Annotated in this window: 14 protein-coding genes and 1 other annotated feature; of the genes, 7 read left to right on the top strand and 7 right to left on the bottom strand. The window is 43.2% G+C overall.

Annotation, left to right across the window (positions count from 1 at the left end; translation table 11 throughout):
• The first annotated feature begins 10 nt into the window (after positions 1–10).
• The 4 genes from IGI71_RS10195 to IGI71_RS10210 are packed head-to-tail and all read left to right on the top strand — an operon-like array spanning position 11 to position 3,245.
• Positions 11–634 carry a YkoF family thiamine/hydroxymethylpyrimidine-binding protein gene (locus IGI71_RS10195; protein WP_128489234.1) on the top strand — a complete coding sequence of 208 codons (624 nt, stop codon included), beginning with the start codon at positions 11–13 and terminating at the stop codon, positions 632–634.
• Complete coding sequence (locus IGI71_RS10200) at positions 627–1,229, top strand: ECF transporter S component (RefSeq protein WP_010749530.1); 603 nt, start codon at positions 627–629, stop codon at positions 1,227–1,229. The genes IGI71_RS10195 and IGI71_RS10200 overlap by 8 nt, the downstream gene beginning before the upstream one ends.
• Complete coding sequence (locus tag IGI71_RS10205; RefSeq protein ID WP_123833666.1) at positions 1,226–2,638, top strand: ABC transporter ATP-binding protein; 1,413 nt, start codon at positions 1,226–1,228, stop codon at positions 2,636–2,638. The genes IGI71_RS10200 and IGI71_RS10205 overlap by 4 nt, the downstream gene beginning before the upstream one ends.
• Complete coding sequence (locus tag IGI71_RS10210; protein ID WP_128489232.1) at positions 2,565–3,245, top strand: energy-coupling factor transporter transmembrane component T; 681 nt, start codon at positions 2,565–2,567, stop codon at positions 3,243–3,245. Before IGI71_RS10205 ends, IGI71_RS10210 begins: the two co-directional genes overlap by 74 nt.
• A gap of 62 nt (positions 3,246–3,307) precedes the next feature.
• Here IGI71_RS10210 and IGI71_RS10215 read toward each other — a convergent pair whose 3' ends face one another.
• Positions 3,308–3,826 carry a S24/S26 family peptidase gene (locus tag IGI71_RS10215; RefSeq protein ID WP_128489230.1) on the bottom strand — a complete coding sequence of 173 codons (519 nt, stop codon included), beginning with the start codon at positions 3,824–3,826 and terminating at the stop codon, positions 3,308–3,310.
• A 178-nt stretch (positions 3,827–4,004) separates the two neighbouring features.
• Between IGI71_RS10215 and IGI71_RS10220 the strand changes: the two genes are divergently transcribed.
• From IGI71_RS10220 to proS, 3 genes are all read left to right on the top strand, one after another.
• Positions 4,005–4,448, top strand: coding sequence for a hypothetical protein (locus IGI71_RS10220; RefSeq protein ID WP_430615648.1), 444 nt, complete (start codon positions 4,005–4,007; stop codon positions 4,446–4,448).
• Positions 4,449–5,846 carry a hypothetical protein gene (locus IGI71_RS10225; RefSeq protein WP_430615651.1) on the top strand — a complete coding sequence of 466 codons (1,398 nt, stop codon included), beginning with the start codon at positions 4,449–4,451 and terminating at the stop codon, positions 5,844–5,846.
• Between the two features lie 96 nt (positions 5,847–5,942).
• Positions 5,943–6,147, top strand: a binding site (T-box leader).
• 41 nt (positions 6,148–6,188) lie between these two features.
• Positions 6,189–7,622 (top strand): proline--tRNA ligase, encoded by a 1,434-nt coding sequence (proS, locus tag IGI71_RS10230; protein WP_010749526.1) that lies wholly within the window; start codon positions 6,189–6,191, stop codon positions 7,620–7,622.
• Positions 7,623–7,667: 45 nt separating this feature from the next.
• On the opposite strand, the gene IGI71_RS10235 is transcribed toward proS, so the two are convergent.
• The 6 genes from IGI71_RS10235 to IGI71_RS10260 all read right to left on the bottom strand — a co-directional run bounded on the left by IGI71_RS10235 (position 7,668) and on the right by IGI71_RS10260 (position 14,512).
• Positions 7,668–8,672, bottom strand: a complete 1,005-nt coding sequence (locus IGI71_RS10235; RefSeq protein ID WP_015509943.1) for a lipoate--protein ligase — start codon at positions 8,670–8,672, stop codon at positions 7,668–7,670.
• 18 nt (positions 8,673–8,690) lie between these two features.
• Positions 8,691–9,431 (bottom strand): MBL fold metallo-hydrolase, encoded by a 741-nt coding sequence (locus tag IGI71_RS10240; RefSeq protein WP_060793059.1) that lies wholly within the window; start codon positions 9,429–9,431, stop codon positions 8,691–8,693.
• A gap of 206 nt (positions 9,432–9,637) precedes the next feature.
• Positions 9,638–10,423: a DUF975 family protein gene (locus tag IGI71_RS10245; RefSeq protein WP_230319135.1), complete on the bottom strand. Its 786-nt coding sequence runs from the start codon at positions 10,421–10,423 to the stop codon at positions 9,638–9,640.
• Between the two features lie 9 nt (positions 10,424–10,432).
• Positions 10,433–11,515: a M42 family metallopeptidase gene (locus IGI71_RS10250; RefSeq protein WP_010749523.1), complete on the bottom strand. Its 1,083-nt coding sequence runs from the start codon at positions 11,513–11,515 to the stop codon at positions 10,433–10,435.
• A 188-nt stretch (positions 11,516–11,703) separates the two neighbouring features.
• Positions 11,704–13,758 carry an FtsX-like permease family protein gene (locus tag IGI71_RS10255; RefSeq protein WP_128489228.1) on the bottom strand — a complete coding sequence of 685 codons (2,055 nt, stop codon included), beginning with the start codon at positions 13,756–13,758 and terminating at the stop codon, positions 11,704–11,706.
• Positions 13,748–14,512 carry an ABC transporter ATP-binding protein gene (locus IGI71_RS10260; RefSeq protein WP_128489226.1) on the bottom strand — a complete coding sequence of 255 codons (765 nt, stop codon included), beginning with the start codon at positions 14,510–14,512 and terminating at the stop codon, positions 13,748–13,750. Before IGI71_RS10260 ends, IGI71_RS10255 begins: the two co-directional genes overlap by 11 nt.
• Positions 14,513–14,514: the final 2 nt, after the last annotated feature.

The following is a 14,514-nucleotide window of genomic DNA, read 5'->3' on the forward strand; positions in this document are numbered from 1 at the left end:
AGAAGAGAAAATGACAAATGAACCAATCGCCTGTGCCGTAGGCGGGATCGATATCACTGGGTGCCGAGTAAGTTTGTACCCCATGAAAGACCACTTTGCGCAACAAATCGTCGCGAGCATTGAGCGGACGGATACAACAGCTGTTTGGCAGCAAACCGATCTGTTCAGCACCCTTTTTCGAGGGGAAGCCCCAAGTGTTGTCGATGCGGCAGCTGGGCTATTTATCAACGCTTACGAATCCAAGACACACCTCGTGGGTGAGTTTACTTTTTCTAAGGGCTGTCCTGGCGATTCTGCAGGTGACGCGTTTTTGAATGGAGAACAGGCACAACCCAATAAAGCAAGCAATCTTTTGAATGGTACGTTTGACGTGGATTGTAAATACTCGTTTTATGTATTTGGGGAAAACAATTATATGGAAGAGATCGCCACCATCGTCCAACTGGCAGAAACCTATGGTTTGGCGCCTCGCTCCGCCCATTATGTGACGATGCTGACGGGAACGGCCAACCAACTCTTTGGGTATTTTGAAGCGGCATTAGCGTATGCTCATGACCATCTTCCCCATTATGTGTTAGAAGCAACGGTCTCAGTCAACAGTCCTTCCAAAAAGAAGGCGGTGTCGCATGACTAAATGGGTCTTAAAAGATGTCATTATGGTGGGGATCGCTTCGTTGATTTTTGGCGTGATCTATTTGGGCGCTGTTCATTTTGGGCTGTTGTTAGGTACGCTTTTAACACCCTTTGGTTTGTCTGTTTTAGCGAATGAGTTTATTTTCGGGGTTTGGTTCATGGCAGCGGCTTTTGCTGGCTATGTGCTGCGCAAACCGGGCGCAGCGACGATCACTGAGATGATCGCCGCACTTTTAGAAGTGTTTATGGGGAATTTTTATGGACCGATTATTTTTATCAGCGGGTTTGTACAAGGGATTGGAACAGAAGCTGGCTTTGCATTAGGTGGCTACCGTCGCTATGGCTGGTTCCCTTTGATCACTGGTGCCATTGGCGCCACGATCACGAGTTTTCTTTGGGGGATCATTCGGTCAAATTTCGTTGACTTGCAATGGCAGTTGTTGGTGGTGATTTTTATTATTCGCTTGCTTTCTTCTTTATTCTTTTCCGCCTTTTTGGTCAAGATCGTCTGTGATCATCTGACACGCATGGGCGTTCTCAACAGTTATCCGATTGCTGAAGACCAAACCATTAGCGCCAAACGAGAAGCGGCATGAGCCTGCTCGTGAAAAACGGCTGCTTTTTCGTGGATCAAAAACGGCTTGATCTGACACTGTCTTTAGCCCCCGGAGAAACAAAAGGAATCTATGGTGCTTCAGGAACAGGAAAAAGCACTCTTTTCCACCTCTTAGCGGGGCTTAACGAGAAAGGGTTTGAAGAAGGAACCTATACGATCGATGACCGAACGCTAAACCAGCTTTCCATTCGAGAAAGAAGCACGTCGATCAGCTTACTGTTTCAAAATCCAGATATGCAATTTTGTATGGCCACGCCTCGAGAAGAACTACTGTTTTGTCTTGAAAATCAATGTATTCCCCAAGCCGACATGCCAAAAAAAGTAGCGGAAGCCTTGACGTTTTGCGAGATCAGCCATCTTGCCGATCAGCCCTTTACGACCTTGTCTGGCGGTGAGAAACAGTTAGTAGCATTGGCTTGTTGTCTGATTTTAAAGAGTCGCTACTTACTTTTGGATGAACCATTTGCCAATTTGGACGCTGACACAAGTCAAAAAATCATTCGAAAACTGCGACAGCTCCAAAAGCAACATGCCATTGGCATCTTACTGATCGACCATCAAATCAAAGAAACTGCTGACTGGGTAGCTGAGTGGCTGCTGATTGAAGAAGGATTCAGATCCGTCGATCAAGAAAAGATGCGTGCACTCGATCAGGAGCTGCGCAGGTCACTACCGCCTGTTGAGATTAAGAAACTTTCTGCAAAAGAGCGGCTATCTTTTCAAGATTTTCGCCTGCCGATCCGTAACCAAGCGATTGTTTTTCCAAATCTTACCTTTGATAGTGGGACAATGATTGGGCTCACCGGACGTAGCGGCAGCGGCAAATCTTCGTTTTTAAAAGCGATCTTGCAGCAGCAGGCGTACTCAGGAACCATTCGCCTGTGCGGGGATCCAATCAAGAAGCATCCCTCCCCTTTTCGGTCCATCAGCTGGATCATGCAAAATCCGCAGGACCAGTTTTTGGCTGCTACAGTGGCACAGGAGCTTAGCCAAGGACGTGCAGCGACCGAGAGTGACAAACTGCTGGAAAAATTGCGACTACAAAACAAGAGCACTCAGTCTCCTTTTCTACTCAGCCAAGGCCAGCAAAGACGCTTGGCAGTAGCAGCTTTATTGCAGCGACCAGTCAAATTACTGTTGGTGGATGAACCGACCTATGGCCAAGATGTCAAGCAAGCTTGGCAGGTCATGCAGCTGTTAGCCGAAAAAGCCGCAAGCGGCACCTTGGTTTTGATCGTTAGTCACGATGTCTTATTATTGGAAGCATTTTGTTCACAAATCATTGATTTTAATCATTATGAAAAGGAGGACATAGATGCGCACCCTCAACCCGACAGTCAAGTTATTCGCCATTTTAGGACTCGCCTTACTGGTTTCTTTTCAAAATAATTTCAGATTGAATCTGCTACTCTGTGTCCTGTTCTTTGCTGTTTCTGTAAACGAACGCTCTTTGAAAAAAAGCCTTTTGCTTGTTTCTGCATTGACCTTGGCAGCTGTGGGGGTCTTTTTCACCGGACTCCTTTACTACCAGGACAACCAAGGTGGCTCCTCCTCAGCAGCAGCTATGCGCTATGGACTTGACATGGCAAGCCGTATCTATTGCTTTGGTATGTTGGGTAGTTCTTTCAGTGTATCGACCACGATCAATGCGCTGATTTATTCGCTGCAGCAACAGCTGCGACTCCCCGCCGTTTTTGCCTATGGTCTGCTCGCTGCGTTTCAAATTGCGCCCATCATTCCAGCCGAGTATCAGAATATCCGTAATAGCATGCGTTCTAGAGGAATCCGCGTCAATCTATTTTCATTCAAGATGCTGATCCCTTTACTGGTCAAATCGATTCGTTGGTCTGAGCTCTTGGCGACTGCGATGCTTTCAAGAGGATTTGACAGCGAGGCAAAGCGAACCTACGCCAAGTCATTTCGCATCACTTTCGCCGATATGCTCTTTCTATCTTTTTGTCTGATAATCGGCCTCGCTGGAACACTGCTCTTATAAAGGAGAAAAAGAGAAAAAGCCAAAGAAACACTGCCGTTTCTTTGGCTTTTTCCTTCTTATGGCTAAGAGATGATTGATTTTTTTATGGATCCAGATTTGATTTGATAGAGCGTTACAAACAAGGTGGTCACTAAAATATACATTGCGAAAAGGAAATACATGTTTTTAAAAAGCTGGATCGTCGTTTGAGTGAGCCAAGCCCCTACTTTAGGGATATAAAAAATGGGTTGCCCAATCAATTGGCTTTTTTGGATTTCTTTTGGTTCCATCTGGCTTTGGTTATCACCGATCGTATAAAGCACCGATTGGTTTTCTCCCACTGCAACGATTCGCCGTGTGCGCATCTGTCTGCCGTGATCAACATAATAGGTCACTTCATTACCAACGACCAAATTGTCTTCTGAAGCCTTTTTAACAAAAAGTAATGTCCCTTCGGAATATGTAGGTTCCATTGCATCGCTGTTAACAATGGCCATTGTGAAACCAAACGCATGAGGAATCACGACCGCTAAAACAGAAATCAGCATAAACAACAATACAAAAAGTGAGAGCATGATACTTTGTTTTGGCAAAAGTTTCATTTTCTTTTCTCCTTCTAAGGCTCAGTTTCTTTTTCGATTCTATAACATAATTAAATTTTTTTCAAATATTTAAAAACGATTCATTGAATTTTTATGCGTATTTTTTCTGATTATTATTTGACTTTATTTTACTATTTATATTATGCTAAAGGCGATTAAAAAACATAGGAGAAAAAGTATGCTTTTTTTAAATAACAAGTTCTTTTTTAAACGTTGGATTCCCTTTATCCTACTCGTTCTATTTTTGCTAGGAAGCATCGGTTTTTTTCTTATACTCTTCTTATCTCCTACTTCTGATAACCATACCGTGGAGAAGAAGGAAGATTGGATTTTTTATGCGGAAGACAATCCTGATTCTACTTTTATTAGCCGTTATGTGAAATATTTACCTAGCGTAAAAGCCAATGATCGATTTGTCATGCAGCGAAAAATGACCAATGAATACAAATATCCAACGATGCTGCTGATTGGCGATCATCAACACATGACCGTCTATCTGGATGATCAAGAAATTTATACCAATGAAGCTGCCGAACATTCATTGACCTTCAACCATCCTGGCAAAACCTTATCTTTTATCACATTGCCAGAGGATTACGTTGGAAAGACGTTGAAGATCTAAGTGACTAGTCCTTTCGACACCTATTCTGGCTTTCCAGCCGAGGTCTTTTTCGGCCCTGCCAATGCATTGATCGGTTATGTTTTTAGTCTTTCAATTTTGAATATCTATATCCTCCTCTTTACCGGATTTATTTGTATTCTTAACTTATTTTATCTCTTCGTTTCTTTTATCAACCAAAGAAAGCTGAAAGTATCTTCCATCTTATTCAGCGCCTTTGCTTTAAGTGCAGGTTTAGAAGCCGGCTTCGGGGATCTGCTGGGCGGACTGCTTTTTTCTCCCCTCGTGAATTCATTTATGTTAAATTTTCTTTCGATTATTACGCCCATGTTTTTGATTGGGTTTTACTACACAAACATGCACTTCGTACGTAAGTATTATCAGAAATGGTTGTTTGTTCACTACTCCTTCGGAATCTTTGCCATGTTTTTGGCACTTTTTCAAAAACAAAGTTTGCCAGTCGGCATGAACTATCTGTTTTTATTAAATATCACCAGCACCTTTGTGACTTCGTTTGCGGCGATTTATGAGGCGTTAAAAAAGAATCAATTTTATGTCCTTTGTGCACCTTGGATCGTTGTCGCGGCAATCGGTCATGGGTTCTTGTATATCCAGGATATTTTAGTCCTCCCGCAATCTGACATCAATTGGCGCTCGATCATCTTTTTCTTACTGATACTTATTTTTACTTGTTATGGGTTCCTCGAACTCTTTTTTGCCAGTGAAGGCAAAAATAAGCAGATCGACACAGCAGACATCAAAGTGCGATTGTATGAAAATCAGCAGGCGATCGGTCCAGATCAAACGGCACAATGGCAGCAAGTTTTACAAACCATCAAAAAGAGAACCCATACCATTAAAGACATGTTAGAAGACGAACAACTAGCGGCTGCGTACGAAGGTCTTTGCGAGATTGAAGAAGAAATCAAGCAGCAGCTAACGATCCCTGCGGTTGAAAAAGAATCGATCACGACGATGCTGCTTGCTGATTATCAACACACCGCCGCTCAAAAAAGGATTACCCTTACCTGCGATGACCTCACGGAACCACTGGAACGATTGGACGAAAATGATCGTCTGTCCTTGATCGCCCATTGCTTAGAGTACGCCATCCGCTACACCTGTTCGGTCACAGATCCTCAAAATCGCAAGCTTTCGTTGAAAGTGACTGACACAAAAGAACAGCTGCATATCGACTGTCAAATGCCGCTTTTAACAGAGGATGAGGCAGAAAAACTGCAAACTGATGAAGCAAAACGACAGGCGATCCATACCGATGTGCAAATGCTAGAACAAATTTGTCTTGTCTATCAAGGAAGTATGCGTATCGAGGATTCAGATGGTTTTCATTTTTTGCGTTTAACACTTGCCGCTAAAGCGGATCTGCTGTCTTTTGACTGACTGCCTTTTCTCCGATACGTTAAACGGTCTATTTTAAGAAAAAGCGAAAAAACTCTTGCTTTTTTCGCTTTTTCGCTTTAGCATGATAAAGAACAGCAACAAGCATTGGAATAGTAATTTTATGATGGTCTTAGAGAGTCGATGGCAGCTGAAAAATCGACACCCGCTGATAAAATGAACCTACCCAATGGCAATGACCGCAAAACGGTCGGTGGAAAGGCCTTATCCTTTACGAGTTGGATTATCCCGATGGATAATCAACAAAGGTGGTACCGCGAAATCCAAGCATTTCGTCCTTTTTTAGGACGAGATGCTTTTTTATTTTTTTAAGGAGGAAAAACAATGACACAAAAAAATGATTTTACAGAATGGTATATCCAAACGATCCAAAAAGCCGAATTGATGGCTTACTCCCCAGTGAAAGGTTCCATTATTTTCCGTCCTGACGGCTTCGAACTTTGGGAGCATATTCAAGAGGAGTTCAATCGTTTCTTGAAAAAAGAAGGCATTCGCAATGCATACTTCCCAATGCTGATTCCGCAAAATTTCTTTATGAAGGAAGCGGATCATATCGAAGGCTTTGCCCCTGAATTACCTTGGGTCACAGAAGTCGGCAACGAAAAACTGGAAGAACCTTTGGCATTGCGTCCAACCTCAGAAACCATGATCGGCTCTGCCTTTTCTGATTGGATCAACTCCTACCGTGACCTGCCTTATGAAATCAATCAATGGGCAAACGTCTTTCGTTGGGAAAAGAAAACATTGCCTTTCTTGCGTACCTCAGAGTTTTTATGGCAAGAAGGTCATACCGCTCATGAAAATGAAGAAGATGCTCGTCAACGCACCATGAAAGTCTTAGATGAATATGCCCGCCTTTGCGAAGAATTCCTAGCGATCCCTGTTTATCGCGGACAAAAAACCCCATCTGAGCGCTTTGCAGGGGCAGTAGATACTTATTCGATCGAAGCGATGATGAAAGACGGCAAAGCAGTCCAAGCAGGAACCAGCCACTACATGGGTACAAAATTTGCTGAAGCATTTGATATTACGTATTTAACGAAAGAAAACAAGCATACCTATGCCCACACAACCTCTTGGGGTGTCTCTACCCGCTTATTAGGTGCCTTGATCATGACCCATGGCGATGAAAATGGTTTAGTTTTCCCACCAACCATTGCACCAACCCAAGTTGTGTTGTTACCAGTCGGTCCTTGGAAAAAGAATCCAGCCATCTTAGAAAAATTAGAAGAACTGTATGCCAACTTTAAAGCCAAGGGCATTCGTGTTCGTTTGGATGATTCTGATAACTCACCTGGCTATAAGTTCAATGAATGGGAACTAAAAGGCGCTTGCTTGAGAATCGAATGTGGCCCAAGAGATTTAGAAGCTGGTAAAGTCATGGTCAAAGTCCGTGACCTAGCTGACAAGCAAACGGTGGCGCTTGAGGAATTAGAAGCGTTTGTTGACCAAGAATTACAAGCAATGACTCCACGTTTATTAGCAGCTGCGAAGGAACGTAACAAAGATAATGAGTACACCAACATCGATACATTGGATGAACTAAAAGCCCATATCGAAACGTGCAAACAAGAAGACAAAGTGACTGGTTTTGTTTTGATCGGTTGGGACGGCTCGGAAGAAACCGAAGCCAAAATCAAAGAAGAAACTGGCTTTACTACCCGAAACATTCCGTTTGAAGCACCAATGGAAAAAACAGTCGATATTGTCAGCGGCAAACCTGCCAAACACACCGTTTGGATCGCCCGCGCATACTAATAAAAAACGAAGCAGCCAGATGGAAAAGGCTGCTTCGTTTTTTTTTTAATAAATCAATGAAAGAAAATCTTCAGGCGTGATGTTGCCAAAATATTTTTTGACATCAATGTTGGCAATGACTTGTGCCAAATCTTCTTTGGCATAACGAGTACCGATCAGTGCTTGTTCTACATCTGCAATGTCCCCTAGGCCGAAAAAGTCGCCAAAGATTTTGGCATCTGTGATTTTTCCTTCTGCCACATTTAAACGAACTTCGATTGAGCCGATCGGGAATCGATGACGACGTTCGATATCAAAGGCTGGTGATTTGCCGTAATTCCAATCCCAGTTACGATAATACTTATCGGAAATCTCATTGATCTTGACCCAATCCTCTTCTGTTAGTTCATAGGTTTTGACGTCTTCCACGGAATCGACACCAAAAATCTTCAATAAGATTTCTTGACGGAACTCTTCAGTCGTCATGTCTTGCTTCTCTTTTGGCAAGAATGGTTTGATGTTGGTCACTCTTGAACGGATCGATTTGATGCCTTTTGATTCGATTTTGTCTTTACGGACTTTCAAGGCGTTGACTACTTCATTGATGTCACTGTCAAACATGATCGTGCCGTGAGCAAACATCCGGCCATTTGTTGCGTACATCGCATTCCCAGAAAACTTCATGTCATTGATCACAAGGTCGTTGCGGCCTTTTAGTTGCGCCCCTTCAACCCCCATCTCATGTAAAGCTTGGACGATTGGTTTGGTCAGTTTTTCAAAATCTCTGAAAGAATTCCCATCGTCAGGCATAATAAAGCTGAAATTCAAGTTTCCGAAATCATGATAGACTGCACCGCCGCCGCTGAAACGACGAACGACATGGATCCCATGTTCATCCACATATTCCTTATTGATCTCTTCGATCGTATTTTGATTGCGTCCAATGATAATCGATGGTTCATTAATGTAAAAAAGTAAGATGGGTTCATCCACTTTCATTTCTTGAAGAAGAAAAATCTCGATGGCTAAATTGATGCGTGGGTCATTCAGTTCGTTCGGTACAAAAAGCATACTATTCGTTCCTCCTAATTAGATGATTTCAATTATTTTTTGAACAGCCGCCAATTCAACGGGGATCCCATTGGCAGCTAGTGCAGCCTCTTCTCGTAACTGTTCTAAATCACCGTGTTGCGGCAAATGCGTCAACATTAATTTTTTTACCTGCGCCGCATGGGCGATCTCGCCTGCTTCTTTTGACGTAAAATGAGCCTTGTGCCGCTCATTGCCTGCAAAAAGATAGGTATCTGCCAAAAACAGGTCAGCTCCTTGTGCAAACGGAACAAAAGATTCTAAGTAGCCAGAATCGCCTGTAAAAACAAAAACCTTGCCTGTGCTTTTCTCAACAAATCGCATGGCATAGCAAGTGACTGGATGGATCGTTTTCATAAAGGTAATGGTAAACGGGCCCAATTCCAATGACTCCGTTTGGAGGTAATCAATTCCTTGAGTCACTCCAGGCATTGTCAGGCTTTCAAAATGAACAGTGTCCTCCCCATGTCCGTAGATCGGCAAAACCTGGCGTTCTTCGTTTCCTGGATACAATTGCCAATAGTATTGCAATACCCCTAGATCCGCAATATGATCGTGATGGTAATGCGTCAGAATCACTGCATCTAAGTCTAAGGGATCAAGGATTTTTTCTAGTTGGACCAAGGTGGTGCTTCCCGCATCAAGCAGCAAATGAAAGCCTTCCGACTCAACTAAATAGCCAGTAGTCCCTTCACCATTATACGGATAGGCACCTAAACAACCTAAGACAGTTATTTTCACTTGTGTTTCCTCCTCTTTGGCTCAAGCTGGTTTTCTACTTCTTTTATGCTATCACATCTCAGCTGATTTGACTAAAATCCGACCATTTTTTTGCAAAAAAAGATCGAGAAAACGAGAAAAAGACGACGTCTATTGGTAGTACCCTATGAATGAGTTTTTTACTCTATCTGCAGGGAGCCAGACCAATGGGCCGTCGTCTTTTTTGTTTATCTGATCATCGCTCGTTGTTCATTGATCAATTCCTCATAAAATACTGCATTGACTGCATAAGCGTAGGCGTTTGCCCATAGCATCCCGATCATCAGTGCCAAAAAGCCGAGAATAAACCAGCCAATCAATGATAACTGTAGCCAAATGTATTGACCCAGATGTGGACGCAAGAGCGCAAAGGCCACTTTAATTGACTGAAGAACCCCTAATTCCGGTTGATCATAGCGCAGATAGATTGCTAATTGAATCACACCAGTAACGACTTGTGACAAAAAGAAGAACAAAATGATGGAGAGAAAGGTCCCAATCACAAAAGCGACCGAGCCATTAAACATCGCCACATCAATAGAGATTCCCCGATTAAAATTGAATACCAAGTCCAAATATTGATTGAGTCCTGATAAGACAAACTGCGGCAAGAAAATCGCAAAACTCAAAAGATAATTTAAAAGCGCGCTCACTAAATTTAGTAGCAAAAACGGTACATACAGACGTTTATCAAAGACTAGAAAAATATCCGCCACCTTGATTCCTCTGCCACGAACCAGATAGAGTGCCATGATACTCAACGCTACCGAAAACGCAAAGAAAACAAAATTGTCCAAGATCAGATCGATCCAGCTCCCTGCATTGTTTGCACCAAAAGAAGTACCAATACTACTAAAAAGCGAGCTGACCACCGCTTGTACCGCAACCGTCGCTAAAATACTTAAGACGAACGTTCCCCAGAATCCGCGCAAGGAGTTTTTGGCGGTCTCTCGAATCATTGTATTTGATCTCATAGACTCACCTTAGTAACTGCGCAATGCTTTAACGGTCTTATCGTCTAAGCGGCGAACCACTTCCGTTACAAGCTTGACTGTATTGAAGTAGTCATCCTCATGAATGACAGAAGTATGAGAATGCAGGTAACGAACTGGCACGGTAATAGCGATCGAAGGGACCCCATCACGAGTCAAATGCATTTGACCAGCATCGGTTCCTCCACCAGTGATCACGGTATATTGGAAAGGAATTTCCATCTCTTCTGCGACATCGATCACAAAATTCAATAATTTCTTGTGAGGAATCATGGAAGCATCGAAAATCAGGACTTGTGGGCCTTTGCCTAACACAGAATCCGCTTCTTTTGGTGTCATTCCAGGTGTGTCCCCAGCGGTGCCAGTATCTAGTGCGATAGCGATATCGGGATTCACTAAGTGAGTGCTTGTTCGCGCCCCTCTTAGGCCAACTTCTTCCATCACGTCACTGCCAGCAAACAAGCAGTTGGGATGTCCTTCTGCTGCCAAGGTTTCTAATACCCGCAGTGATACTGCCGTACCAATGCGATTGTCCCATGCTTTGGCTAATAAAAATTTGCTGTCGTTCATCCGTTTGTATTGGATATAAGGGGTGATCATATCTCCCGGACGGATCCCCCAGCCTTTGGCTTCTTCTTCACTTGAAGCGCCGATATCAATGAACATATCTTTGATATCATACGGTTTATTTCGAGTCTCTGGACTCAAGACATGGGGTGGTTTTGAACCGACGACACCGTGGATCAATTTGCCTTCATTGGTTTTGATCTCGACTTGCTGTGCCAGCATCACTTGCCCCCACCAACCACCAAGGGTCTGGAATTCAATAAAGCCTTTTTCTGTGATTTTAGTTACCATAAAGCCGACTTCATCCATATGTCCCGATATAAAAATTTTCGGTCCACCGCCATCACCAACATGTTTGGCAATGACACTTCCTAAACCATCAAAAAAGATATCTTCAGCAAAGTCTTTGGCATATTCTTTAAAGACTTCACGCACTTCCTCCTCATTCCCAGGAACCCCACGTGCAGTCGTTAGGTCTATTAAAAGCTGTTCTTCTTTTTTCTCCATCTTGCTTCCTCCTTTGTCTCATTGATTATGATTATACCATTCTCTTAATCTGGTGCCAGAGGGAAATACAAAAAGATTGGTTAAATGAAAAAACGATCCTCGTTTTGTAGTGATCCTCAAGGTTAGATTTTTTGGTCTAACTTGCAAGGTTCGCTTCAATTCTAAGGATCGTTTTATCAAGAATTCAATCAAGTTTCAATTATTCGCAGACACAGCTTGACGGTAATCAAATAGGCAAATAGATAGACGACTGCTGCAACTGCCGCAAACAAATGAGCCACCCAATACCCAGGACTGTCGATGATTTGGGTGAAGGTATTAATGGCAAAGACGGCGTGCAAGATCGCCAGTAACGTACCTGGCATAAAAATCCAGATGTTTTGCCAGTAAACGAGTTTACGTACTTCTTTTCGGGTGTAACCTAGTTTGGTCAATAATCGGTAATTGTGTTTCTCCCGCTCGGTATTTGAAAATTGCCGAACGATCAAACTGCTGGATGTCGTGATCAAAACGATCACACCTACAAATAATGACACAAACAAAACGATTCCTGCTTGCCGCCGCACGCCGCGCATCGTTGTAAAACGATTCGCTAAGGTCAGTCGATATGCGGTCATCTGGTTATTCTCACTGGTGGAATCTCGGGCAGTCTCTGGATAAAAACGCACGCTTTTTTGGTCATCGCTAAACTCATAGGTCAAAGGATGCGTCCACTCGATCGGCAGCTCTTCATCTAGCAGCTGAGTCAAGCTCTCCGTTTGCACCTTGTCTGTTTGTAAATAAGCAACGCTATAGGTGAAGCCCTCAACTTGCTGGTACGCATCATCTTGGATGACAAGGACATTCGGCAAGGAATAGCGCAAGGCAGAATCCCCAAAATAATCCTGTTCTGCTTGAATGAGTTTGAACGTATGTTGATTGCCGATTTTGACCTCATCGCGATAGGTGATAAACGAACGAGTCACATCGTATTGACTGTCAAAAAGCACCGCTTGTTTATCAGTACTCAGTTGAATCTCCGGGGCATCGGGAACCAGTTTTCGCAGACGCTGATAATCAGAAAAAGCGACCAGATTCACCATGATATTTTCAATATTTTCGTCTTGCAACTCTCCAAGGTAACGGGTTTGAACCGTCATATTGGTCATTTTATAGGGAATCGATTGTTCGGCAATAATCGGTGTATCGGCTTTTTCTAAAAGGTCCCGCAAGGTATCTGCCTGCTCTTCTGACACTTGAAAGGACGTTGGATAAATGCGGTTCGTTGCTTGATAGTTTAATGAGATGACCCCCATCGTTCCCCCGATCAGGGAGATTGCGATCGCTGTGATGATCGTCAAAAGCGCATAGCTTTTCCACGTTCTTTGCAAGTAAGCCCGCACGTTATTGTAAGCAATCAGTTTCGCCCCTTTGATAAGACGTTTTTTCGGCTTACTCAAAAAATATAACAATGCCGGCAACGAGCAATCAAAAAAAAGATAGGTTGCCGTCACACAACAAAACAGAATCAATAAAGGAATCCATAAAATTGCTGAAAAATCTTGTGTGTACGTGATATAGTTGGTCCAAGTTTCCCGCAGGGTCAAAGACAAATAGTAGCCTACCCCCAGTAGAATCAGACCTAGAACCCCCATTAATGAACGAAACGGGGTCATTTTCATTTTCTTGATCGGTAAGCGGTATTCAGTCTTGATCAGCTCACTCATTGGGGTACGCCAAACAAAAAGGATCACTTGAATACTCAAAATAATCATCGCCGCGATAAAGACAAAAACCGTTGAAAAAATCGATTGGGGCGAATTAAAGAAATGACTCGTTAAATTCAAGCCCATCGCTCGAATCAAAATCATAGAAAAAAATTTCGAAAAAATAATCCCCATAAAGATGCCGGTCACTAAAGAGAAAAAGTTCAATAGAAACGTTTCCCGCAGCAACAGCCAAGCCAGACGACCTTGCCGCAGCCCCAAAAGCTGGTAAACACTGATTTCTTTTTGTCGCTGACTAAGAAAAAAATGATTGGCACTCAGCATAAAAAACAAAACGACAAAGGCAACCACACTGCTGCCGAATCCTAAAACCCCTTCAATGCGGATATCTTGCTGGACCCGTTGATTCAGCAGACGATCATTCATCAAGGCGTTAAAGGAATAAAAAATCATCACGGCGGTCATCATACAAATAAAATACACCATATAGTTGCGAAACTGCCGCAAAAAACTCCGCCAGCCGATTTTAAACAACATGGCGCGGACCGCCTCCAATCGTTGCCTGCATATCGATGATTTTTTCGAAAAATTCCTGACGCCCGCCTTTTTTGACGACTTCTGCAAAGAAGACACCGTCTCGGATGAATAAAATTCGGTTGCAGTAGCTGGCGGTGAAAGGATCATGGGTGACCATCAAGATCGTCGTTTTCTCTTGTTGATTGATTTGCGCTAAATACCGTAACAATTCTGTCGCCGCTTTTGAATCAAGGGCGCCAGTGGGTTCATCAGCAAAAAGGACCACCGGACGACTAATGATTGCTCGAGCAGCAGCGACCCGCTGTTTTTGCCCTACAGACAATTCTTCTGGGTAGCGATCTAACAAGTGCTCGATTCCTAACAAATTGGCCGTTTGTTCAATGCGCTCTTGGGTTTCACTCACGGGCAAACGATCAATGGCAAGGGGAAGCAAGATATTGTCTCTGGCAGTCAACGTCTCTAAAAGATTAAAGTCTTGAAAGATGAAACCGATCTGCTGACGACGAAAATCACTGAGGGCTTTTTCCGACATTCGGGTAATGTCTTTGCCATCGATATAGATCGAGCCTAAGCTAGGTCGCATAATTGAAGACAACAGATTCATCAAGGTCGTTTTCCCAGCACCGCTGGGCCCCATGACCCCGACAAATTCTCCTTGATCCACTGCAAAAGAAAGGTTATCTAATACTTTGGTTTGATTGAAACGAGTGCCGTAACTTTTGGTCAGATGCTTCACATCAATCATATTTTTCACAT

Origin of the sequence: Enterococcus sp. DIV1279b, from assembly GCF_050531515.1 — a bacterium.
Classification (GTDB): domain Bacteria; phylum Bacillota; class Bacilli; order Lactobacillales; family Enterococcaceae; genus Enterococcus_D; species Enterococcus_D casseliflavus.